The organism is Rhodococcus sp. 21391, assembly GCF_016772255.1.
GTDB classification, from domain to species: Bacteria; Actinomycetota; Actinomycetes; order Mycobacteriales; family Mycobacteriaceae; genus Rhodococcus_F; species Rhodococcus_F opacus.
This window is the reverse complement of record NZ_CP063781.1, coordinates 6874036-6896498: the sequence shown is the minus strand read 5'-3', so window position 1 is coordinate 6896498 and position 22463 is coordinate 6874036. Positions and strand designations below refer to the sequence as shown.

19 protein-coding genes and 4 pseudogenes are annotated in these 22463 nt (G+C 66.0%); 15 read left to right on the top strand and 8 right to left on the bottom strand.

Annotated elements, in window-relative coordinates; translation table 11 throughout:
* Positions 1 to 22: 22 nt before the first annotated feature.
* Entirely contained in the window at positions 23 to 859 is an 837-nt protein-coding gene (locus GO592_RS31980) for a formate/nitrite transporter family protein (RefSeq protein WP_007301240.1), read from the bottom strand.
* A 741-nt stretch (positions 860 to 1600) separates the two neighbouring features.
* On the opposite strand from GO592_RS31980, the pseudogene GO592_RS31975 reads away from it, so the two are divergent.
* Positions 1601 to 3637 (top strand): annotated as a pseudogene (locus GO592_RS31975) (TerD family protein).
* 124 nt (positions 3638 to 3761) lie between these two features.
* On the opposite strand, the pseudogene GO592_RS31970 reads toward GO592_RS31975, so the two are convergent.
* Positions 3762 to 4360: pseudogene (locus GO592_RS31970) on the bottom strand (maleylpyruvate isomerase N-terminal domain-containing protein).
* Between the two features lie 633 nt (positions 4361 to 4993).
* On the opposite strand from GO592_RS31970, the gene GO592_RS31965 reads away from it, so the two are divergent.
* Entirely contained in the window at positions 4994 to 5413 is a 420-nt protein-coding gene (locus GO592_RS31965) for a DUF2971 domain-containing protein (RefSeq protein WP_007301238.1), read from the top strand.
* Between the two features lie 194 nt (positions 5414 to 5607).
* Here the strand turns inward: GO592_RS31965 and GO592_RS31960 are convergent, their stop codons facing one another.
* A complete protein-coding gene (locus GO592_RS31960) occupies positions 5608 to 6663 on the bottom strand; it encodes a helix-turn-helix transcriptional regulator (protein ID WP_007301237.1) in 1056 nt (351 codons plus the stop codon).
* Positions 6664 to 6879: 216 nt separating this feature from the next.
* Between GO592_RS31960 and mhpA the strand changes: the two genes are divergently transcribed.
* The 5 genes from mhpA to GO592_RS31935 all read left to right on the top strand — a co-directional run bounded on the left by mhpA (position 6880) and on the right by GO592_RS31935 (position 12320).
* Positions 6880 to 8484, top strand: coding sequence for a bifunctional 3-(3-hydroxy-phenyl)propionate/3-hydroxycinnamic acid hydroxylase MhpA (gene mhpA / locus GO592_RS31955; RefSeq protein ID WP_007301236.1), 1605 nt, complete (start codon positions 6880 to 6882; stop codon positions 8482 to 8484).
* On the top strand, positions 8481 to 9584 hold the full coding sequence (locus GO592_RS31950) for an alpha/beta hydrolase family protein (RefSeq protein ID WP_007301235.1): 1104 nt from the start codon (positions 8481 to 8483) through the stop codon (positions 9582 to 9584). The genes mhpA and GO592_RS31950 overlap by 4 nt, the downstream gene beginning before the upstream one ends.
* Positions 9585 to 9590: 6 nt before the next feature.
* Positions 9591 to 10673, top strand: coding sequence for a maleylacetate reductase (locus tag GO592_RS31945; RefSeq protein ID WP_007301234.1), 1083 nt, complete (start codon positions 9591 to 9593; stop codon positions 10671 to 10673).
* A 4-nt stretch (positions 10674 to 10677) separates the two neighbouring features.
* Complete coding sequence (locus GO592_RS31940; protein WP_007301233.1) at positions 10678 to 11589, top strand: dioxygenase family protein; 912 nt, start codon at positions 10678 to 10680, stop codon at positions 11587 to 11589.
* 68 nt (positions 11590 to 11657) lie between these two features.
* Entirely contained in the window at positions 11658 to 12320 is a 663-nt protein-coding gene (locus GO592_RS31935; RefSeq protein ID WP_007301232.1) for a class I SAM-dependent methyltransferase, read from the top strand.
* Between the two features lie 17 nt (positions 12321 to 12337).
* Here GO592_RS31935 and GO592_RS31930 read toward each other — a convergent pair whose 3' ends face one another.
* On the bottom strand, positions 12338 to 12652 hold the full coding sequence (locus GO592_RS31930; protein WP_237720641.1) for a hypothetical protein: 315 nt from the start codon (positions 12650 to 12652) through the stop codon (positions 12338 to 12340).
* A complete protein-coding gene (locus tag GO592_RS44840; RefSeq protein ID WP_237737166.1) occupies positions 12640 to 12840 on the bottom strand; it encodes a hypothetical protein in 201 nt (66 codons plus the stop codon). The genes GO592_RS31930 and GO592_RS44840 overlap by 13 nt, the downstream gene beginning before the upstream one ends.
* A 46-nt stretch (positions 12841 to 12886) precedes the next feature.
* Between GO592_RS44840 and GO592_RS31925 the strand changes: the two genes are divergently transcribed.
* On the top strand, positions 12887 to 13174 hold the full coding sequence (locus GO592_RS31925) for a DUF2867 domain-containing protein (RefSeq protein ID WP_237720642.1): 288 nt from the start codon (positions 12887 to 12889) through the stop codon (positions 13172 to 13174).
* 43 nt (positions 13175 to 13217) lie between these two features.
* On the opposite strand, the gene GO592_RS31920 is transcribed toward GO592_RS31925, so the two are convergent.
* Positions 13218 to 14153: an RNA polymerase sigma-70 factor gene (locus GO592_RS31920; protein WP_007301230.1), complete on the bottom strand. Its 936-nt coding sequence runs from the start codon at positions 14151 to 14153 to the stop codon at positions 13218 to 13220.
* A gap of 206 nt (positions 14154 to 14359) precedes the next feature.
* On the opposite strand from GO592_RS31920, the gene GO592_RS31915 reads away from it, so the two are divergent.
* The 6 genes from GO592_RS31915 (at position 14360) to GO592_RS31890 (ending at position 18410) form a co-directional block, all read left to right on the top strand.
* Entirely contained in the window at positions 14360 to 14845 is a 486-nt protein-coding gene (locus GO592_RS31915) for a carboxymuconolactone decarboxylase family protein (protein WP_005254364.1), read from the top strand.
* A 77-nt stretch (positions 14846 to 14922) separates the two neighbouring features.
* Positions 14923 to 15588, top strand: a complete 666-nt coding sequence (locus GO592_RS31910) for a HEAT repeat domain-containing protein (RefSeq protein WP_007301229.1) — start codon at positions 14923 to 14925, stop codon at positions 15586 to 15588.
* 14 nt (positions 15589 to 15602) lie between these two features.
* Positions 15603 to 16682, top strand: a complete 1080-nt coding sequence (locus tag GO592_RS31905; protein WP_007301228.1) for a HEAT repeat domain-containing protein — start codon at positions 15603 to 15605, stop codon at positions 16680 to 16682.
* Positions 16683 to 16902: 220 nt separating this feature from the next.
* The gene (locus GO592_RS31900; RefSeq protein ID WP_007301227.1) at positions 16903 to 17529 is read left to right on the top strand and encodes a hypothetical protein; all 627 of its coding nucleotides are present in this window, start codon (positions 16903 to 16905) and stop codon (positions 17527 to 17529) included.
* On the top strand, positions 17526 to 17894 hold the full coding sequence (gene gvpJ, locus GO592_RS31895; protein ID WP_005254360.1) for a gas vesicle protein GvpJ: 369 nt from the start codon (positions 17526 to 17528) through the stop codon (positions 17892 to 17894). The genes GO592_RS31900 and gvpJ overlap by 4 nt, the downstream gene beginning before the upstream one ends.
* Before the next feature lie 93 nt (positions 17895 to 17987).
* Positions 17988 to 18410 carry a hypothetical protein gene (locus GO592_RS31890; protein ID WP_007301226.1) on the top strand — a complete coding sequence of 141 codons (423 nt, stop codon included), beginning with the start codon at positions 17988 to 17990 and terminating at the stop codon, positions 18408 to 18410.
* Between the two features lie 9 nt (positions 18411 to 18419).
* Here the strand turns inward: GO592_RS31890 and GO592_RS31885 are convergent.
* Positions 18420 to 19200 (bottom strand): annotated as a pseudogene (locus GO592_RS31885) (DUF899 domain-containing protein).
* Positions 19201 to 19323: 123 nt separating this feature from the next.
* On the opposite strand from GO592_RS31885, the pseudogene pip reads away from it, so the two are divergent.
* Positions 19324 to 20288: pseudogene (pip, locus tag GO592_RS31880) on the top strand (prolyl aminopeptidase).
* 28 nt (positions 20289 to 20316) lie between these two features.
* Here pip and helR read toward each other — a convergent pair.
* Positions 20317 to 22461, bottom strand: a complete 2145-nt coding sequence (gene helR, locus GO592_RS31875) for an RNA polymerase recycling motor ATPase HelR (protein ID WP_007301223.1) — start codon at positions 22459 to 22461, stop codon at positions 20317 to 20319.
* Between the last annotated feature and the right edge of the window lie 2 nt (positions 22462 to 22463).

The window sequence follows — 22463 nt, the reverse complement described above, 5'->3', positions numbered from 1 at the left end:
GTCGGCACGTGTCGAAGCCTCTTCAGAGTGTCTCGAGCTCTGCTTCCCTGTCGGCAACAGGGGTGCCGGAGGTGTGCCGGTGCGCGAGGTACAGAGCCAGGCCGGTGAATACCAGTCCGCCGATCATGTTGCCGAGCACGGTAGGGATTTCGTTCCAGATCAGGTAATCGAGGAGTGTGAAGTCGCCACCGAGCAGCAGGCCTGAGGGGAACAGGAACATGTTGACGACGGAATGTTCGAATGCCATCGCGAAGAACAGCATGACGGGCATCCACATCGCGACCACTTTGCCCGGGACGTCGGTGGCGATCATCGCCCCGGCAACCCCGGTGGAGACCATCCAATTACACAGCACGCCGCGGACGAAGAGCGTCAACATGCCCGAGGCACCGTACTCGGCGTAACCGAGTGTGCGCGACTCACCGATATGTCCGATGGCCTCGCCGATCTGGTTGGGGTCGGCCGCAAATCCGTAGGTGAAGACGATCGCCATCATCACAGCGACGGTGAATGCGCCGAGGAAGTTGGCGAGGAACACCAGACCCCAGTTCCGGAGAACCCCGAACCCGGTCACTCCCGGCCGCTTGCCGAACCAGGCCATCGGGGCGAGCACGAATACACCGGTGAGAAGGTCGTAGCCGAGCAGATACAGAATGCAGAACCCGACCGGAAAGAGCAACGCACCAATGAGCGGTTGACCTGTCTGCACTCCGACCGTGACCGCGAACACCGCGCCGAGTGCGAGTATCGCACCGCCCATGTAGGCGCGAATCACGGTGTCGCGTGTGGACATCAACACCTTGGACGCACCGGCGTCGATCATCGCCGTGACCAGGTCGGGTGGCTTGACGTAGGACAACGTGGCTCTCCTTGCGGGACAGTGCCGAACCGGATGATTCGGCCTTTCGAGCGACCGTAGGAAGCACGCGTTACCGCTCTGAACCCGACGATGGTCCGGGCAGTAACGATCCGCTCACGGGGACCGGGACATATGTGTGATGAACCAGGCTCGAAGGCGCACTGCCGGTGGCCCTGCATCACGCCGACGCAGCGTGCCGTAGGAGTACGACAGGACCGCATTGTCGGTCTCTATGTCGGGTGTGCTCACCGGCGCAGATCCAGGAGCTGCTCGAAAAACCCACCGATCCCTCGGTCCCGGTCGACGAGAGTGGTAGAGCTCCACCCTGGTGACGTCGGGATGTGCATGAAGGTAGTTGCAGCCGCGCTCCCACACCGGCTCGAGAGCGTCGCGGAGGGCAACCTTGGCGGGGTCGTCACCGAGGACATCGGTGCAACCGAAGTCCGCTGGTCGGTGCGTTACTGATGACCGGGATCTTGTTGCTCGGCGCCTGAGGCGGCGACCTGGGACGGAGACCTCCCGATAGCCACAGCGGGCGACTCTGCTGGACCGGGGCTGGTCGCCTGCCGTAGGCGCCGAGCCTGCGCGTTCCAGGATTATCGTCACGCGTGCTCACTTTGGTTTGTGTGCAATGTCATTCGCGTAAATGACATTGCACAGCCGGGCACGCTGGCGCTGCGCGGACACGCGGCGACGAAATGTTTGCCAGGTGGTGTCCGCAACTGAAACGAACCGATTAGTATGCGCAAATTGATGCGACGGACGTCGATAGTCGGCTCTGATGTGGAGCAGATCGACGTGGTGCTCGGGTGGACCGAGTCGGAGGTCGAGGTCGATGCGTCGGCTTTGCTGCTGGACTCTTGCGGCAAGGTTCGCTCCGACGACGATTTCGTGTTCTACAACCAGCCCGAGTCGACGGACGGGTCGATCCGGTTCCTGGGTACGAGCGGTACCGAGGAAGGTGCGCAGGCACGGATCGCGATCGACCTGTCCACTGTGCCGGAGGACGTGCACACCGTGGCCTTGGTCGGCAGTGTCGCCGAGGGCAGGTTCGGTGACCTCGGAAAGCTCGCTCTGCGTGCCGTCGATGGGGCCGGGTACACGTTGGCGGAGTATGTCACCGCCGATGCCACGACCGAGTCGGCGTTCGTGTTCGGTGAGGTGTACCGCCGCAATGCCGAGTGGAAGATCCGGGCGGTCGGGCAGGGCTGGGAGTCCGGACTGGCAGGTTTGGCCACGGATTTCGGTGTCGACATCGACAACGAGCCGGAACCCGAACCCACAAGTGCCCCCGATACCTCGTCCGACCTTGCCGAACCCGCCGTGCCGGCGTCGCACGGGTCCGCCGGCGACGCCCCGCAACTGGTGCCCGAACTGCCCACCACACCCACCACACCGGCGACTCCACCGAAGGCGAGAGCGCAGGGCGTCCGCACCGCCAAGCGGGTGGTGCGCAAGTCGAAGCCGGTCGAATTCACCCTCGCCGAACAGGACACGTGGCAGCCGGCGCGGTTGTTCTCGGTCATCGGTGTCGGGACCGGTGAGGAACAGGAGCGGCGCGCTACCTCGGCCTTGATCGCCACCATGCAGGCCGTGCGCCCCTTCGCACGCGCGGTGTGCGCCCGGATGGGGGCCCGGTCGGTGTCTTCGAAGGCTATGTCGAGGTCGCGTACGAGCGGGGTGAGACGAAGGTGATCCCCGACGCGGTGCTGAAGGTCTCCCGCGGCACCAGGGTGTGGACCGGCCTGCTCGAGGTCAAGACCGGCAACGGCAAGCTCGAGAAGGAGCAACTCGAGAACTATCTCGACGTGGCGCGGAAGAAGAAGTACGACGTGGTGGTCAGCCTGTCGAACGACGTCCCCGCCAGTGCCGGGGAGTTGCCGGTGGAGGTCGACCGTCGCAAGCTTGCCAAGGTCGCGCTGCGCCATTTGTCGTGGGCGGAGGTGGCGCACGAGGCACGGATGTTGCTCTCGCACGGCGGTATCGACGATGCCCTGCAGGCCTGGATCCTGGCCGAGTTCCTGCGCTACCTCGATCACCCCCCGCTCCGGGGCGGCCGAGTTCGTCGACATGGGCCGGCACTGGGTGACCGTCCGCGACGCGGTCACCGCCGGCACCCTCCGCGGCGGCGACCAGAAAGCCGCCGCCGTGGCCGACACCTGGGTGTCCCTCTCACGTCATCTCGCGCTGCGGCTGACCGCCGAACTCGGTGTCACCGTCAAACACACTCTGCCCCGCCGTCACGGCAGCGACCCGGCAGCCCGCAATGCGGCGGTAGCCGAAAGGTTGGCTACAGACTGGGTGTTCGAAGCGGTGCTGCGGATCCCGGAGACCGCCGGGGATTTGGTGGTGATCGCGGATGTGCGGACCAACAAGATCCGCTGCCGCACCACCGTGGAGGCACCGAACGAGGGAACCTCCGGTCGCCGGCTGTCGTGGCTACTCAAGCAACTCAAGGACGTACCCGGCGACGTTCAGGTCGAAGCGGTGTTCTCCGAGCGCGGCAACGAAGCCTGCGAGCACCTCGACACGGTGCGAGCGGACCCGAAAGTACTGACCAATGGGCGCTCCGGAGACATCGTCTCCTTCTCCCTCGAACAAACCTTCCCGATGGGCGGCCGGCGGTCGGGCACCGCGGCGAGCTTCATCACCAGCGTGACGTCATCGACCGACGCATTCTACGGCACAGTGGTTCAACAACTGCGGGAATGGGTTCCGGCCGCGCCGAAACAGAATGAACCGCCGAGGTCCGACACCGCACAATCCGAAGGCGAGTAAGTGGATCGAGTCGGTGCCAGTGTCAGACAGTCGCACGGCGTTCCCGGGTTGCTGGCCTAGAGCCCTCGAACGCGTATCTGCTGCTCAGGCTTGCCCACGCGGAAGGTCCCAGTCGGCTGGACGATCATCCGAGGATGAGCGGGAGTTTCGTCGCCAGCTCACCCAGTTGGTCCTTCTCCGCGTCGGTCGGGGCTCGCCGTCCGGTGCCGACCAGCAGTGCGTCTTTGTCGGAGAACGAGGCGGGGAAGGCGGCCCCGGCGATCTTCTCCAGCAAGTCGCGGGACCGGGCGAGGCCGTCTGCGGGCGGTTCCGCCGCACCCCGGAGGTGGGCGATCAGGTCGAGGTGGTGCAGCGTCGACTCCAGGACATACGCGGAGAGGTAGTCGCGTGCGGTAAGGACCTCGTCGCTGGTGCTGACCCGCAGGTCCGGGTCGGCGAGTTCGCCGGCGCGGCCGGCAGCGGAGCCGATGTCGTCGAAGTGGTGTTTGAGCAGCCGTCGCTCCTGGTACGCGGCGGCCAGTCGGACGATCAGCGCGTCGAGCGGGTCGTCGCCGGTCGGGGGTGTGTCGGCGAGGTCCCAGTAGGTCACGGCGTCGCGCGTGGTTCCGTGTCGGCATGGGTCACGAGGGTGATCAGGACGTCCTGCGCGTCGATGATCGGGTGGCACACAGACTCGCACAGCCAAGGGGCACTTCGGTGCCGTGCGAACCTCCTCGACCGTATCGGCTGACTCCTCCTCGCGGCGGGCGGGTCATTGGGCTCGGCCTGACCGAGCAGTTTCGAATCGCGCCACTGAGACTTCGTCTGTCAGCGGGTTCGGTGCGTTCTCGCAGAGGCGAAATGTCGGCCACTCCGCCTACGATTCCCGTGTGACTGAAATTCCCGCGACTCTGCACCACTACACAACGGCAAGCGGCCTACAGGGGATTCTCGCGCCGAAGCCGATCAGGGCTTTCCAAACGTTCCATCGGAGCGTTCACTAACACTGTGGGCGAGCGATGCTCGGTACCTGAACGACTCGCAAGAGTTGAGCTTTGCCGCCGACGCTTTAGCGGACGCGATGCTCGACTGCGTTGTGCACCACGATGCCGCTCACAAAGCCCGGATCGCGGGCCTCGCCAAGCGGATTCGTGCCGGGGACTTTACTGATCCCAATCCCAGCACCGGTCAGACAGCCCGCACCGCTTATGTCACCAGCTTCTGCAGCAGGGCCGACCTGCTCAGTCAGTGGCGCGGGTACGGCGCGAACGGATACTCTATCGAGTTTCCCGTCGACATATCAAACAATTCTTGGTACCTGCATTTCGGGCAGGGAATGAGTCCATCGGATTTCTTGGTGGAAGCCGACTCTTCCCAGTGCATTACGAGCTCGACAAGTCAATCATCGAAGCCGCGGCAGAGGAGATCGTTCACCCCACGAGCTACAGCAGCGCCGTACAGAATGCGGTGGAATGTCTGGCACAGTTCAAGCACGACGCTTTCGAAGAAGAGCAAGAATGGCGCCTGATCTACTCTGCAGGACACAATTACACCGCGTGCGACTTTCGGCCGTCGCCGACGGGGATGTTGATTCCGTACCTTCAGTTGCGCCTTACCCCTTTCCATCTGCACGACCCGGCGCGGGAAACTGCGTACCCCGGAAAGTTGGTCGAGTCGATTTGGGTAGGGCGAAGCCCCGAACAGGAACTTCGAGTCGAGTCAGGTACAAGGATGCTTAACCAGCTGTCTTTCGGCGACGTTCGCGTCACACACTCGCCAACTCCGTACCGCGGCTGATCCGGATCCCGACTATCCGGTCCAGGTTTCAGTCGGTGTTGGTCGACGTGATACGAGCACGAACACCATGCCGTCCACGTCGGTCCGGCCCGCCGTTATCTAAGGCTAGATTCGTTACAACTGCTGCCACCAGTAGCGGTTCGAGAGAAAGTGTCGCCGACCTCGTCGACAGGAGACAACCACGAGTGGGCCCTCTAGCCGCCCGCTACGACCCGCATTGCGGTGGCGGACGGTGCCTCGCCGTAGCGTTTGCGGTAAGCCGCGGCGAAGCGTGAGAGGTGCACGAATCCCCATCGGTGGGCGATCTGGGTCACCGATTCCGGTGATGCCGGGTCCATTTCGAGCAGATCTTGCCGCGCCTGCGCCAGTCGCAAGGATTGGAGGTAGCGGGTCGGGGAGGTGCCGAGTTCTTCCTGGAAGGCCCGTTGCAGGGAGCGAGCACTGATTCCGACGTGCCGGGCGATGTCACCGACGGTCACCGGATCGGCAAGGTGTTCTTCGCAGAAATCCAGTGCCTGCTTGAACGTTCGCCGATGAACCCGCGGGTGGTCCTGTTCGTGCAGGGCTGCCGAGTAACTGTGTGGGTGCGACACGAGTAGGCCGGTGAGCAGCATGTCCTGCCAACTCGTCGCGGCGAGGAGGTGTCGGGTGAGTCCGTCTTCCTTGTCGAGGTCGTGAATCAGCAATCGGAGCGATGACATCCAGGTGGACAGTCGTGGCGAGGACAGATCCATCGTGAGGTCGAAGATGACGGGGTCGTGAGGTGGACGTCCGAGCAGGTTCTCCAGACGTTGATTGAGGACGTGTTGGTCTATGCGCAAGTGCATCTGCCGGTAGTCGGCGTCCATCCGCATACGGGCACGCATTCGGGGAGACAGTAGAGCGCCGTGCGCGTCGCCGACCTTCGAGAGCCGATCCGAGCAGGTGATCTCGTTGGTGCCGGAGTACGCCAGCATCACGTCGTAGTAATCGAGTCGTTCGAGGATGTCGACGTCCAAGTCCACCCCTTGCTCCAGGTAGACGAACTGGACATCTCCGACCGATGTTGCCCGTACCTGCCCGCGGAACGGGGCCGTATCGAGGGCGTTGGTTCGATGGATGTCGTGCACGCTGAGGATCTGCGAGGCTCGGGAACAGAATTCGTCGACGTCCGCCGTGCTGAGCAGACGGTGCCGGGCCAGCGGCCCCGTCATCGTCGCACGCACCCATTCCGCGTCGTCGCCGACGGTGTGCCGTCGATGCTCACCCACAGAATCACGATCACTCAATCAATCTCGGCCGCTGTTGCGGCCCGTCCTCGGACTTGTCGCCCCAGCGTAGCCAGGCGCCGGGGCGACCGCCAGAAGTCGGCGCGAAACCCGTGGCGGGATGCGGCTGATCTTGTCGCATTGCGGATAGCGATGCAGGTCACACCCTCTTTACCGTGTGAGCATCGGGCGAACGCCCCTGGTAGCAAGGAGTTGGCTGTGTCTTCAGATTTCGATGTCGCCGTGGTCGGATACGGGCCGACCGGGCTCGTTCTCGCATCCCTTCTGGGCCGTGCCGGCCACCGTGTGGTGGTGCTCGAACGCTGGCCCGATCTGTACGGTCTGCCCCGGCTGACCCACATCGACGGCGAGACCGCACGCATCATCCAGGCGGCCGGCGATATCGAGTTCGCCCTCCGGGACGCCTCACCGAAGGACACCTACCAATGGTGCAACGGCTCCGGAGATGTCCTCCTCGAGATCGACTGGGCGGGAAAGTCGAGCGGGTTCGCCGCCCACTACTCGATGTATCAGCCGGACATCGAGTCGGCGATTCACCAGCGCATCGGGAGCTACCCTAACGTGGAGGTAAATCAAGGTTTCGCGGTGGTAGCCGTCGAACAAGAGCACGACCACGTCGCGCTCCACGTGCGGCCCTGGTCCCGCGACCGGGACGAGCAGTGGTCCAGCGGGACGGATCGGGTGGTGACCGCGCGATATGTGGTGGGAGCCGATGGGGCCAACAGCTTCGTGCGGACCGCGCTGGGCATCGAGGCCACCGATCTGGGCGTGAACGACCGCTGGCTGAACATCGATACCGAGTGCGTGCGTCCACTCGGTCCGGACTTCGGTGTGGCGCGACAGTTCTGCGATCCCGCGCACCCCAACATGTTCATGCCGATCGGCGTGAGTCGTCAGCGCTTCGAAGTTGCGGTTCTCCCGGGAGACGACGCCGCATTCATGGAGTCCGAGGAGTACGCCTGGCAGTGGTTCCGCGAACGACACGACTTGGGGCCGGAGGATGTCCGGATCCTTCGGCAGATCATCTACACCTTCTCCGCCCGGAATGCGGAAACCTGGCGAAGTGGACGAGTACTCCTGGCCGGCGATGCCGCGCACACCATGCCGCCCTACATGGGCCAGGGCGCCTGCTCGGGGATGCGCGACGGCATCACACTCGCATGGAAGCTGCACCTGGTGCTCTCCGGTCGCGCGAGCGATGAGCTGCTCGACACCTACGAACTCGAGCGCCGGCCCCACGCCCAGGCCATCCAGCAGTGCGCGATTGCGCTCGGCGAGATCGCCAACCTCGAGGACCCGGCGGCCGCTGCCACCCGCGATGCGGCGTTCCTCCGCGGAGAGGTCCCGCCGCGTCCGCCGTTCCCCACGCTGGGTGCCGGCGTCATCGCTACGAACGCGGACCGGTTACCCGCACGGCTGGCGGGGTCGCTGTCCCCGCAGGGCGTCGTCACCGTCGGCGACCGGGTCGGCCGTTTCGACGACCTCCTCGGATGGGGATTCTCGATCGTCGCGGTACAGGATCCCCGCTCGGTGCTCGATCCCGGCCAACTGTCGTTCCTCGACGACCTCGACGTCATCGTGGCCACCACTGAGCCCGGACGTCCCGGATCGTTCACCGACAGCGACGGAACCTACGCCGACTTCTTCCGGGACCACGGAATCGAGGTCTACCTCGCCCGCCCCGACTTCCATCTCTTCGGGGCCGGTTCGATGAGCGAGCTACCGCTCCTCGTCGACGCCCTCCGCGCGGCGCTCTCGTACCAGGACGCGCAGGCACCCCGAGTGGAGCGGGCAGCACTGTGACCGAGGAAATCACCGTAGAGACCGCGGCACACTGGCGGGCGATGCCGGCGACAAGGCTGCTCGACGGAGGCATGGACTACGCCGACATCGTGTTGCTCGAACGCGCGACCCGGGATGGCGTTGCGTGGGATGTGGCCGCCGAACGACTGGGAAACCTCCGGCTCGAGGTGGCGGAGGCCGCCCGGAAAGGCGGGCACACCGTGACTGCGCGCAATGCATTCCGGGCCGCGGCCGCCGACTTCGTGTTCGCCCAGATGGCGATCAACGCGGATACCGAGCGCAAGCGGGACCTCTACGAGGGGTTCAGCGCGGCGGTCGGTGCGGCGGCAGCATTGTCACCGGCGTCGATGCACAAGATCGAGTTGCCGTTCGCCGGCGGCCGACTGGTGGGCTGGCACGTCATACCCGATCGATCAACCGTCCTCGGGACCGTGATCGTGTTCGGCGGACAGAGCGGCTGGGGTGCCACCTACCTTCGCTACGCGGACGCCCTTGCAGCACGAGGTCTGGCGACGATCCTGGCCGAGGGACCCGGACAAGGTGAAACCCGATTGCGCTACAGGGTCCACCTCGACGTCGATGTTGCCGCCGCGTATGGCGAATTCGTCGGCTACGCCGCAGAATCCGGGGCTCCGGTGGGGATCTGGGGTAACAGTGTCGGTGGTTTGTTCGCCGCCCTGACCGCGGCCCGCAACGACGACATCGACGCCTGCTGTGTCAACGGCGCCTTCGCGGCACCGCGTCTGCTGTCGTTCCGCACCTTCCGGGAGCAGGCGGCGGCGATGCTGGGCACCAGCGACGAGACGGCCATCGAACGGAACTTTCGACGTCTTGCGTTCGACCCGGTGAAGGAGCAGATTCGGTGTCCGCTGCTGGTGCTGCACGGCGGGGCCGATCCCCTCGTCAGCCTCGAGGACCAGCAACCGTTCCTCGACGGCGCGGATGATGCAATGCTGCAGGTGTGGGACGACGGCGAGCACACGATCTACAACCACGCCGACGAGCGGAACGATCTCGTCGCCGATTGGTTCGCCGATCGGCTGACCACATCGTCGCGTGACGGTATGGGAACCATGGAGCTAGCGGACCGGGAAAGGTAGCGAAGAATGTTGCGTTTCGAGCACGAGAGTCTGCCGCAGCGCGTGTGTTTCGCCTCCGGGCAGGCGGCGGCAATGCTCGCCGGGGAAATCCAGCGACTGGGCGCATCCCGGGTGATGGTGCTCGCATCGCAGTCGGAGGCCGAGCGCTCGGAGCAGCTCACCGCCGACCTGCCGGTCGTAGTGCACCACAACGAGATAGCGATGCACGTGCCCGTCGAGGTGGCCGAGCGAGCCCGCACCGCTGCGGCCCGCCACGAGGTCGATGCCATAGTCAGTGTCGGCGGTGGTTCCACCACCGGACTGGCGAAGGCGATCGCGCTCACGACCGGGCTGCCGATTGTCGCGGTGCCGACGACCTATGCGGGATCGGAGGCCACAAACGTCTGGGGTCTGACCGAGGGAGCCCGCAAGACCACCGGAGTCGACGCACGGGTGCTGCCGCGGGCGGTGATCTACGACCCGGAGTTGACGCTGTCACTGCCCGCTCCGATGAGTGTCGCGTCCGGGTTGAACGCGTTGGCGCACTGCGTCGATTCGATGTGGGGTCCGCGCTCGGATCCCATCGATCGGGCGTTGGCGCAGGAAGGGATCCGGGCACTACGGACGGGGCTGCCGTCGGTGGTGGCCGATCCGACCAGCCTGATCGGCCGGGAACCCGTCTTGTATGCGGCGTACCTGTCCGCGGTGGCGTTCTCCTCGGCGGGCTCGGGACTGCACCACAAGATCTGCCATGTCCTCGGCGGGGCATACGACCTGCCGCATGCCCAGACCCACGCGGTCGTGTTGCCGTATGTGCTCGCATTCAACGCCCCCGCGGCACCGGAAGCCGAACACCGCATCGCGACCGCACTCGACGCGAGCACCGCACTCGACGGCCTACAGAAACTGCGTGATCAGCTCGATGCGCCACGCGCCCTGCGCGACTACGGCTTCGACGAGTCGGACATCGACAGTGCGGTGGACGCGATCTTGCCGGCGGTCCCGGCGAACAATCCACGTCCGGTCACGGCCGACGAACTACGCCGCCTACTCCATGCGGCGTGGCGAGGCGCCGAGCCGAAGACGATCACCAGCAACACGGAGAAATGACGACATGATGACCGAGCACAGGACGGACGCGGCGCACATCACCGCAGACCAGCTGGCCGTCGAGGACGACCTCGTGGCCACTGTCGTCACCTCGTTCGACGACACTCCCGATCCGCGCCTGAAGCAACTGATGCAGGCCGTGGTCCGGCACCTGCATGCCTTCATCCGCGAGGTGCGGCTTACCGAGCAGGAGTGGAACAGGGCCATCGAGTTTCTCACCGCCGTCGGGAACATCACCGACGACAAACGCCAGGAATTCGTTCTGCTCTCCGATGTGCTCGGTGCCTCCATGCAGACGATCGCAGTCAACAACCAGGCGCACGCGAACGCCACCGAGGCAACGGTGTTCGGCCCGTTCTTCGTCGCCGACTCCCCGCAGATCCCGCTCGGCGGGGATATCGGCGGCGGCGCCCCGGGGCAGCCGTGTTGGATCGAGGGCACCGTCACCGACACCGACGGCCGCCCCGTCCCCGGCGCCAAGGTCGAGGTCTGGGAGGCGGACGAGGACGGCCTGTACGACGTGCAATACCCCGACGGCCGGGTCTCCGGCCGCGCTCATTTCTTTACCGACGACAACGGCTCCTACCGGTTCTGGGGACTGACCCCCACCCCATACCCGATTCCGCACGACGGCCCGGTCGGCACGATGCTCGAAGCTGTCAATCGCTCGCCGATGCGCGCATCGCACTTGCACTTCATGGTCACCGCAGACAACCTCCGGACCCTGGTCACTCACATCTTCGTCTCCGGAGACGACCTGTTGACCTCTGACAGCGTTTTCGGAGTCAAGGACTCGCTGGTGCAAGACTTCCTCGAGCAGGCTCCCGGTACCCCCACTCCTGACGGTCGCGATCCCGGCGACCGTTCCTGGTCGCGAGTCCACTTCGACATCGTTCTGGCACCAGCGGGTACCTGAGCAGCGTCGACCACGAGCGTGAGAAAAGATCCACATCGGCACGGTAGTGCGGGCGTACCGTCGATGGCATGACCGAGGAGAACCAGGTAGCGCCGTGGGACGACATCTACCGAGGCGACGCGGAGGTATTTTCGGGACCGGTGCCATGGAACATCGGTGAGCCGCAACCCGAGATCGCCGGGTTGATCGCGGAGGGCAGGTTCCGTAGCGACGTGCTGGACGCGGGCTGCGGGCATGCCGAGACGTCCCTCCACCTGGCGGCGCAGGGGTACACGGTGGTGGGCCTGGACCTGTCGCCGACGGCCATCGCAGTGGCGCAGGCGGCCGCCGCCGATCGTGGACTGACGACGGCCACGTATCAGGTGGCGGACATCAGTTCGTTCACCGGTTTCGACGGCCGGTTCTCCACGATCGTCGACAGCACCCTGTTCCATTCCCTTCCCGTCGACCGGCGGCGGGACTACCTGCGCGCGGTCGCTCGGGCGGCCGCGCCCGGCGCGTCCTACTACATCCTGGTGTTCGCGAAGGGCGCCTTCCCCGAGGGCGAAGGACCGAACCCGGTGACCGACGACGAGCTGCGCGAGGCGGTCGCCGAGTTCTGGACCATCGACGACATTCGCCCGGCCTTCATCCACGCGCTGCTCGGCCCGGAGCAGGCCGCGAACTGGGAGCACGACGAGAAGGGGCGGTCCATGCTGCCGGCGTGGCTGCTGTCGGCTCACCTCGACTGATCGCCCGGCGGAAACCCCTACCCGACAGAACTATTCGTACCGGACGGGCGCAGGAGGAATTCTCCGGCAAGTTGGATGGCTTCGCGTTTGGTGTACCCGGGGTGGTCCGCGACGATGAAGTGGCGGCCGATCGCAAGTCCGAACATGAGGGTGCTGCGTGCCTCGATTTCGTCGGGGTCGGTGACGAAGGTGCCGAACATCTTTCGCAGAAAGTTCATTCGCTCGTTGTCGATGGCGTGCAGGCGCGTCGCGACGGACCGGTCGTGGTGGGCCCAGGCCCGGATCGCGAGATCGATCCGTTGAATGTCCTCCGAGTAGGTCAGTTGCCCCACGCGCCGGATTCTGTCGGCAGGGTGCCGCCTTCGGCATCGGCCTGGGCGATAACGGCTTTGGTGCAACGGCGTTCCCACTCGTCGAGCATTTCGGTGAGCAATGCGGGACGGCCGTCGAAGTAGCCCCGGCTGGTGAGGTTCCTGTTCGCCGCTCGATGGAAACTCGGGGCACTCTTCGGCTGAGACAATCCGTCAACTGGTGTCGGTGAGCGGGTTGCCTCGCTCCGCGACCGCCTGCCCAGCGACCTCCGCGCCGCTCCGCGCGGCCAGGACGACGAAGGCATGCCCCTCACCGCGGTGTACGAGCTCGACACGGAGTCCGCCCGCGAGCTGGCGAACAAGACCGTGCACACCGTGATGCATCTCGGCTGGGCGAGAGGAGCGAACGGCGATTACGAACTGCAGATGACCGTTCTCGTCAAACTCAACGGATGGTTCGGGCGGCTCTACATGAGCGCCATCGCGCCTTTCCGGTACCTCATCGTGTACCCGGCCCTGACCCGGCAATGGGAACGAGTCTGACGCGACCGCCACCATGCCGAGGCAAGGTAGGAGGCTTGCGACCTCAGCGGCTCACCGCGGTTTCCCGCTCGACGCGCGACAGCTTCTCGGGGTTGCGCACGATGTAGAGCCCGGTGATCTTGCCGTCGTCCATCCGCACCGCCACGACGTCGTCGATCTCCCCGTCCAGCCGGACGATCAGCGCGGGGGAGCCATTCATCTGCACCGGCTCGACCGACACCGTGCCGTCGATCCGGGGCAGGCCGGCCGCCAGCAGGCGACCCACCTTGTCGGCCCCCACGATGGGCCGCAGCACGGCCTGCTTGACTCCGCCACCGTCACCCAGGAGGACGACATCCGGTGCGAGCAGGTCGAGCAGGCTCTGCAGATCGCCCGTCTCGAGCGCCCGCTGGAACGCCTCGAGTGCGTCTCGGGACTCGGCCGGGGATACGACGCCGCGCGGCCGGCGCGCCGCGACATGGCCCCGCGCCCGGTGCGCGATCTGGCGGACCGCGTCCGGGCTCTTGCCGACGGCGTCCGCGATCTCGCCGTACTCCAGAGCGAACACCTCGCGCAGCACGAACACGGCCCGCTCGGTCGGCGCGAGCGTCTCCAGCACCAGCAACATCGCCATCGAGACGCTGTCGGCCAACTCGACATCCTCGGCCACGTCGGGCGCGGTCAGCAGCGGCTCGGGCAACCAGGGACCGACATAGGACTCCTTGCGCCTGCTGAGTGTCCGCAGCCGGACGAGCGCCTGGCGGGTGGTGATCCGGACCAGGTACGCACGCTGATTGCGGACCGTGTCGAGATCGACGCCCGCCCATCGCAGCCAGGTCTCCTGGAGGATGTCTTCCGCGTCGGCGGCCGATCCGAGCATCTCGTAGGCAACGGTGAACAGCAGGTTGCGGTGGGCGACGAACGCCTCGGTGGCGGGATCCGAACGATCGTCCTGGCTCCCGCCGCGATCGTCGGGTGTGGTCTGCGACGTGCCGGCCATGGGTGGCTCCTTCTCACTCTCGACTGTGTCACACACCAGACACCGGGCCTCGCCGTTTTGTGACACCAGACGGCAGCCGACCCGTGTTGCCCGCTGCCAAATTACGTGACTTCGAAGTCGCGGCGTGAGCGATTGTCACAAGGATCGGGTCGCCGGCATCTCATGTTCGTCCAGAGCAACACAACACCACGAGTGAGGACGAAGTCATGGACGCCCGATTCAACCTGTTCGACAACGAGATCGCCATGAAGTTCGGCAAGCGGTTCGCCAATGCCGCCCTGGTGATCGACCAATCGCCGCTGCCGAAGGCCACCCAGCACCTGGTCGAGATCCGGGCCAGCCAGATCAACGGCTGCGGCTTCTGCACCGACATGCACACCAAGGACGCCACGGCCGCCGGCGAAACCCCGGTCCGGCTCAACCTCGTCGCGGCCTGGCGTGAGGCCACCGTGTTCACCGAGGCCGAGCGGGCCGCGCTGGCGCTCAGCGAGGAAGGTACCCGGCTCGCCGACGCCCACGACGGTGTGTCCGACGAGACCTGGGCCCAGGTGCGCAAGCACTACGACGACGACCAGATCGCCGCACTGGTCTCCCTGGTCGCCCTGATCAACGCCGCCAACCGGATCAACGTGATCGTGCGCAACCCGGCAGGTTCCTACGAGCCCGGCATGTTCGCCAGCATGACGAGCTGACCGGCAGACGACAGCCCCCTGACAACGAGTACTTGACCCTGACACAGTGACAAGGACTCGAATGGTCGACGAAGGAGGTGGTTGTCGTGAACACAACCAACCACGGTGGGCCGAATGCCCACCTCGTCGACGCTCTGGCCGCAGCCGACCCGTCGGGTCGGCTGCGGGCGGCGCTCTCTGCAGGCACGCACCCCGATCCCCGTCTCACGGACACTCTCGTCAAGCGGTGTGCCGTCGAACCGGATTTCTTCGTCCGCGACATGCTGACCTGGGCGTTGTGCCGCCTGCCGAGCGAGCTCACGGTGCCGCGACTGGTCCGAGAGCTCGGGGCCGACTCCGCGCAGGCCCGCAGTCAGTCGCTGCACACCCTGTCCAAGATCGGAGACCGGCTCGCCTGGCCCGCGGTGTCGGCACTGCTGCACGACGAGCACGACGAGGTCGCGCGCAGTGCGTGGCGGGCGGCCGTGGCACTCGTGCCGCCCGGCAACGAGGCTGCACTCGCGGCCGATCTGGCGATCGAACTCGGACGGGGTGACCAGCACCTGCAGCTCAGTCTGAGCCGTGCGCTGGTGGGACTCGGGGACGCTGTCCTCCCGGTCCTCGCCGCGGCCGGGACCAGTCCCGACCCGCACATTCGTGCGCACGCGGATGCGACGAGGCGACTCTGCCACGATCCCGACAGTGGGTTCACCCTCGCGGTCGAGACGGCGAAGCGCGTCGCGGTCGCCGGTCCGGACACGTAGCAGGAGGAGATGGGATGTTGATCGGTGAGGTCTCCCGGTGGTGTGGTGTCAGCACACGGATGTTGCGGCACTACGACACGTTGGGGCTGGTGAAGCCCACGGGCCGCACGTCCGGCGGCTACCGCGAGTACTCCGCCGACGACATCCGACGGCTCTTCCACGTCGAGAGCCTCAGGACCTTGGGGCTGTCGTTGAACGAGGCCAAGCGGGCACTGGACGAGCCCGATTTCGCACCGGCCCACCTGGTGGGAGACCTCATCCGACACACGCGCCGGCGGATCGCTGCCGAGGAGGAACTGCTCGGCAAACTCGAACGCGTCGACGCCGCCTCGCCGGCGGAGTGGGAGGATGTCCTGCGCATCGTCGGTCTGCTGCGTGCGCTCGAGTCGGAATCCGCGGCCCGTCGTCAACAAGCGATCCTGTCTCAGGACGGAACTGCGGCGCTGCCCGTCGAAGCGCTGGTCGAGGCCATTCTGTCGGAGGACGACCCGAATGTGGCCGGAGCGCTGCAGTGGTCGTTGGCGCGGGTCGCCGGCCCGGGACTCGAGGTTCTGGCCGACGGTCTCGACGCGGAGGATGCCGACGTCCGGCGTCGCGCCACCGCCGCGATAGCGGCAATCCACACCGCGGAGGCAACGGCACATCTGAGACGAGCTCTCGATGATCCGGAGGCCACGGTCCGCGGGTACGCGGCACTCGCTCTCGGCTCTCGCGGAAACGTCGACGCGATCCCCTCCCTGATCGAGTTGGTCGTCGAGGGGCGGCGCGATGTCGAGGCTGCCGAAGTGCTGGGCCTGCTGACGACGGTCTCGGCCTCGGCCGACGCCATCGTCGAGGTCATGCAAGACACGCTCGACAACACCGAGGACGCGCCCACGCGGTTGCGGATCACGCAGGCCCTTGCCGAGATTCCCGGGCCCGCGGCGCGGCGGGCACTCGACCGGCTGGCCCACGACGGCGACCGGACGATCGCGTCCACCGCGGCCGCGATCCTGAACACGCTGGACCGCGGACGAAGCCGGCGCCGCCGATCGGGCATCGGGACGGGAGTGATGGTGAACGACACACGGTCACCCAAAGTTACTGGAGCATGACAGCATTCGTAGCCGACCCCGAGTCGGTGATGGTCGTGGCGGTGACCGAATTTTCCCAGCCCCATTGCGGCCTTCGACCGATTGACGGCCATCCGTTGCGGGTAGTCGGGTTCGGGGTTGGTTCGCACCGGACTCCCGATCCGGGGTACGCCGGGCGGTCGGCTCCGGGCGCTCGGCGTCGACCGATGACGGCCGATGCGGGTGAAGGGAGTCGACGATGATGACCCGACTGCAAATCGCGGCAGCGGTGGTCGTGGGCTATTGGCTGGGCCGAGGGCACCGGAAGAAACTGGGACTGCTGCTCGCGGCGGCGGGTGCCGGCCGCCTCGCCGGCGGACCCCAGGAAATGGTGGACCGGGCCTCGAAACTGCTGCGAACCTCGCCCGAATTCGCCGAGCTCAGTGAATCGGTGCGTGGCCAACTCCTCGACGCCGTGAAAGTGGCGGCCATGACCGCCGCCACCGCCCGAGTCGACGCACTCAACAATCGGCTGCTCTCCGGCAGCGATGCGGTCCTGGAGACCGCCGAAGACCTGGTCGAGGACACCGCGGACATAGCCGGAGACGTCACCGACGACACGGTGGACACGGTGGACGAAGCCGCCGACGACACCGTGGGCACAGTGCACAAGCTCGCCGACGACGCCCCGGGCATGGTCGGCGCGCTGGGACGCAGGAAACGACCGAAGAAGGCACCGCCGTCGGACGACGTCGACGACGAGACGGCAGTGGAGGCCGAGAACGAGGAGGAGGCCGAGGACGAGGAACGACCGGCGCGGCGACCGCCCCGCAAGCGGAGCACCCCGCCGAGGACCTCCGGCAGTCGAAAGCGAGGAGCACAGCGATGACCACAGCAGGTGGCGGCCCGAGTTCCAGCAGCCTGGCCGATGTCATCGACACCATCTTGGACAAGGGCCTGGTCATCGACGCCTACGTGCGGGTCTCACTGGTCGGTATCGAACTGCTCACCATCGACGCCCGCGTCGTGGTCGCCAGTGTCGACACCTACCTGCGCTTCGCCGAGGCGGTGAACCGACTGGAAATCGGCAGCGAACCGAAGGGCCTGACCGACCTCGTTTCCGATGTGAAGGGCAGCGGCAGCACGAAGTCCAAGACCAAGGGTGCGCTCGAGGCCGTGGGAGAAACGCTCGGTGAGCTCCTCGGCGGATCGGAAGCCGAACGCGAACCCGAGCCGCGCCGGAGGCGAAAGTGATCCGACGACACTGACGTGGCCGCGCCGGCGCTCAGGCCGAATACATATTGCTGTTCCTGATAGGAGACGCCCACAGCCGGGTACGTTCGTGGCATGGGTGACGAGGCAATCGACCCCGAAGTGGCATATGAAGCCCTTTCTGCCGGCGCGCGCCTCGCTCTGCTGCGAAACCCCGAAGGCATCATGCCGCCGCAGTTCATCGGGCAGGTGATGGCCGTGTGTGGGCACTCCTGCGTCGCGGGGATCAGTGGTGGAGTTGATTCGGTACCGCAGATGGCGGTTCTCCAAGGGCCACTCTCCGAATACCTCTCCCAGTGCAGGTGTGTGCTGGACGCGTGGTGGAATTCCCTGACGCCGCAACTCCGGGCTGTCATCAGGTGTCGCGAAGCGGTACCCGAATCGTTGGGGCTGCAATTACCCAAACACACGCCCTGGACCGCGGTATCCACGCCGTGTTCCCACCTGTTGGTGCGCGACTATCTCGAATTGCAGGCAACGGGACTCGAACTGATGTAACCCGGACGGTCAGTCGGGGATCTTCGCTCCTGAAATGGCGTCTGGTTCGTATTCGTCGTGGCGGCGCAGCCAACTCATGAAGGCGTCGTCACCGCGGCGGGGTTCTGGTTCCCAGTCTTCCTGGCGGCCGCGCGCGGTGAGGTCGAGCCAGTGGTAGGTGCCGAGGAGAATCTCGGTGGAGCGCGCGTAACCGGAGTAGGTGTGGAAGATGTGCTCACCCTGGCGGAGGAAAGCACTGACGCCGTGCTCTTCGCCGCACCAGCCCTTCCATGCGGGGTCCAACCGCACGAGCTCGGCCTCGTCCTTGTAGTTGTATTCGACCGGTGCGACCGACGCGTCGAGGGTGACGTGGAAGTCGTAATTGAAGTCGCTGCCGTGCGAGGAGTACCAGGGGAAGGTCCAGCCCATGCGCTGGCGGTACTGCTCGAGTTTGTTCAGCGGTGCGCGGGACACGGCCGCGAACGAGGTGTCCCGGGCGTACAGGTGATCGAGGTTGCCGACGTTGTCCATCGTGAACGAGCAGGAGGGGCATCCTTCGTCGGCGGCGGGTTCGAACATGAAGTGGTAGATCAGGAGTTGACTGCGGCCGTCGAACAGGTCTGCGAGTCCGGTCCTGCCGTCGGGGCCGTCGAACTCGTAGTTCTTGGTAATTTCGACCCATCGGTAGCGCGCGCCGGGTGGCGTTCACCCGATCGCGGTGGCGGGTCAGCTCCTTCTCCTGTGCGAGTAACTCGCGCCGCGCGATGAGCCATTCCTCGCGGGTGGTGACCTGTGGATCGGACGCTGTCATCGTTCGTCTCCTCTCGAAGGGCACCTGCAATCGTCTCAGGCGACACTCGGCGATGGCTACCACGAAGGCCGGGAACAACTGATTCGCGGTTCGCCGTTCGGTGCAGGATGCGAAGCTGAGTATGTGAGTGGCGCACTTTATCCGGCGGCGGAACCGTACGAATCCGGGTTTCTGGATGTCTCCGACGGCCATGCCCTGTACTGGGAGACCGTCGGAAACCTCGAGGGAACGCCGGTGCTGTATCTGCACGGGGGGCCGGGATCTGGATACACTCCCGGGGCACGTCGCTTCTTCGACCCGAATGCTTTTCGTGCGGTGTTGTTCGACCTACGCGGATGCGGGCGGAGCCGCCCACTGGCCACCGGCCCCGACACCGACCTATCGACCTATCGACCAACACGACAACACATTTGACGGAGGACATCGAACGTCTGCGTGAGTATCTGGGGATCAGGTGTTGGGTAGTGGCCGGGGTGTCGTGGGGGGTGACCTTGGGTTTGGTCTACGCCCAACGACATCCGGAGCGTGTTCTCGCGATGGCGCTCGGAGCGATCACGTCGGGCACCCGAACCGAGATCGACTGGATCACCCGTGACATGGGTCGGATCTTCCCCAGGGAGTGGGAGGAGTTCACAGCTCCCGTGCCGGTCGGCGAACGGCACGGGGATCTGGCGGTCGCGTATGCGCGCCTCGTCGCCGACCCCGACGCGGCAGTGCGCGAGGAGCTGGCGAGGAGGTGGTGTGCGTGGGAGGACACCCACGTGTCGTTGATGCCGGGATGGACACCGAGCCCCCGATACGAGGACGCGACGTTCCGGATGATCTTCGCCAGATTGGTGACGCACTACTGGAGCCACGAGTGCTTCCTCGTCCCGAACCAGATACTGGACGGAATGAGCCGTCTGGCAGGTATCCCGGCACTTCTGGTCCACGGCCGCTTCGATGTCTCGGGACCGTTGGACACGGCCTGGAAGCTCTCGCGGGCCTGGCCAGAGAGTCGACTCGTCGTGGTTGACGATGCAGGCCACGGCGGAGGTGGGTTCGACTCCGCGCTGGTGGCCGCCTTGGACTCCTTCAGCGGGCCATGATCGCGGCCTCCGAGAGCGTCGGTCCACGTCAGGTACTCGTGAGGATGACGAGTTGCTGGGTCGCCCGGGTCATGGCGACGTAGCGGTCGACGGCCCCTTCGATCCCCGTGCCGAAGGTGTCCGGGTCGACGAGGACGACCAGGTCGAATTCGAGCCCCTTCGACAGCTCCGGGGTCAGCGACCGGACGCGGGATGTTGCCCGGAACGTCGGATCGCCTATGACGCAAGCGATCCCGTCGGAGTTCGAGTCGAGCCAGGTGTCGAGGATCGAGTGCAGATCGGAAGCAGATCCGTGTGCGACGGGGATGTCGTTGCTGCGGATGGAGGTCGGCACGTTGGCGTCCGGGAGGACGGCTCGGATGACCGGCTCGGCTTCCGCCATGACCTCTTTCGGTGTCCGGTAGTTGACGGTCAGCGAGGCCAGTTCGATCCGGTCGAGCCCGATCCGCTCGAGCCGTTCCTGCCACGACTCCGTGAACCCGTGCCGGGCCTGGGCCCGGTCGCCGACGATGGTGAAGCTCCGAGACGGGCAGCGCAGCAACAACATCTGCCACTCGGCGTCCGTCAGCTCCTGCGCTTCGTCCACGACGACGTGCGCGAACGTGCGGTCGAGCAGGTCGGGGTCGGTGCTGGACATCGCAGCTTCGTCCACCAGCATTTCCTGCAGGTCCTTCTGCCGCAGCTGCGTCATCAAACTTTCGCCGTCGTCGTAGGCATCCGCTGCGATGAGGTCGTCGATGACCTTGGACCGCTGCTCGCGTTCGGCGGCGACGGCGGCGTCGTGGCGACGCCGGCGTCGTGATTCCTCTGGGTCGCCGAGCCGCTGCCGTGCTGCGTCGAGGAGCGGCAGGTCGGACACCGTCCAGCGTTGGGCGTCCGGGCGTTGCAGCTTCCGAATGTCGTCGGGGCTGAGCCAGGGAGCGCACTTGCGCAGGTAGGCGGGTACTGACCACAGGTCGGCGACGAGGTCGGCCGCCTCGATCAGGGTCCACGCGTTGTCGAGGGTCGTGCGTAATTCGTCGTTCTGCTGCAACGACTTCCGGAGCTGGGCCACCGGAATGTCACCGTCGTACTTGTCGATCAGGATCGTGAGCAGCAGCTCCCAGATCTGCTCGCGCGCCTCGTTGTGCGGGGTACCGGGTTCCGGCGCTTCGAATGCCTCGGCCCAGTCGTCGGCGCTCAGCCAGATGTCGGACCACTCGGTCGCGACCGTCATGCCCTCGGTGGGCGGCTCCTCGTAGAACGCGACCGCCGCGTCGATGGCCTTCACCAGATCCGCGGACGACTTCAGGCGGGCCACGTCGGGGTCGGTTTCGACCTTCGCGGTGGCGCCCTCGGCGACGAGGTCCCGCAGCGTGCAGAGCTGCACGCCCTCTTCTCCGAGGCTGGGCAGGACATCGGCGACGTAGGCCAGGTAGGGCTCGTGCGGACCGACGAACAGCACGCCGTGACGGAGTCGGGGGTCGGAGTAGAGCAGGTACGCGGCACGGTGCAGCGCGACGACGGTCTTGCCCGTACCCGGGCCGCCGTCGACGACGAGGGCGCCACGGGATCCCGCGCGGATGATGGCATCCTGGTCGGCCTGGATGGTGCCGAGCACGTCCCGCATCCGGGCCGACCGGTTGGTGCCCAGGCTGGCGATGAACGCGGACTGGTCGTCGAGCGCTGCGTTCCCCGCGAACCCGTCCGGGGTGAACACCTCGTCCCAATAGTCGCTGATGCGGCCGCGGGTCCAGCGATACCTGCGCCGGCGGGCCAGGCCCATCGGATTGCCGTGGGTCGCACCGAAGAACGGCTCGGCCACGGGGGAGCGCCAGTCGACGAGCAGCTGATTGCCCGCCCGGTCCATCAGGCCGAGTCGTCCGATGTACACGGGCTCGGGGTTGTCCGCGCTGACGAAGTGCCCGAGGCACAGGTCCAACCCGTAGCGGCGCAGGGCACGCAACTCGGCGTTCAGCCGGTGGACCATCATGTCCCGCTCCATCGCCTCCTGGCCCAGCCGGCGGGGCGCCTTGCGTTCGGTGTCGATGCGGTGGTCGAGGTCGGCAATCGACTGCTCGAGGCTTTCCGCGATGGCCGCGAAATGCAGCTCGTCGTCGGCGATCAGCGCCGGGTCGGCCTTGGGTGCGAGGTGGTCGGGAAGGTCGAACGCACTGGTAGTCAGATTTTTCATGT

Excerpts from the sequence above, each read along its gene's own strand:
- GO592_RS31915 (WP_005254364.1), top strand. The coding sequence starts at position 14,360 with ATGGACGCCCGATTCAACCTGTTCGACAACGAGATCGCCATGAAGTTC.
- GO592_RS31940 (WP_007301233.1), top strand. The coding sequence starts at position 10,678 with ATGATGACCGAGCACAGGACGGACGCGGCGCACATCACCGCAGACCAG.
- GO592_RS31900 (WP_007301227.1), top strand. The coding sequence starts at position 16,903 with ATGACCCGACTGCAAATCGCGGCAGCGGTGGTCGTGGGCTATTGGCTG.
- GO592_RS31920 (WP_007301230.1), bottom strand. The coding sequence starts at position 14,153 with ATGGCCGGCACGTCGCAGACCACACCCGACGATCGCGGCGGGAGCCAG.
- GO592_RS31935 (WP_007301232.1), top strand. The coding sequence starts at position 11,658 with ATGACCGAGGAGAACCAGGTAGCGCCGTGGGACGACATCTACCGAGGC.
- GO592_RS31890 (WP_007301226.1), top strand. The coding sequence starts at position 17,988 with ATGGGTGACGAGGCAATCGACCCCGAAGTGGCATATGAAGCCCTTTCT.
- gvpJ (WP_005254360.1), top strand. The coding sequence starts at position 17,526 with ATGACCACAGCAGGTGGCGGCCCGAGTTCCAGCAGCCTGGCCGATGTC.
- helR (WP_007301223.1), bottom strand. The coding sequence starts at position 22,461 with ATGAAAAATCTGACTACCAGTGCGTTCGACCTTCCCGACCACCTCGCA.
- GO592_RS31945 (WP_007301234.1), top strand. The coding sequence starts at position 9,591 with ATGTTGCGTTTCGAGCACGAGAGTCTGCCGCAGCGCGTGTGTTTCGCC.
- GO592_RS31905 (WP_007301228.1), top strand. The coding sequence starts at position 15,603 with ATGTTGATCGGTGAGGTCTCCCGGTGGTGTGGTGTCAGCACACGGATG.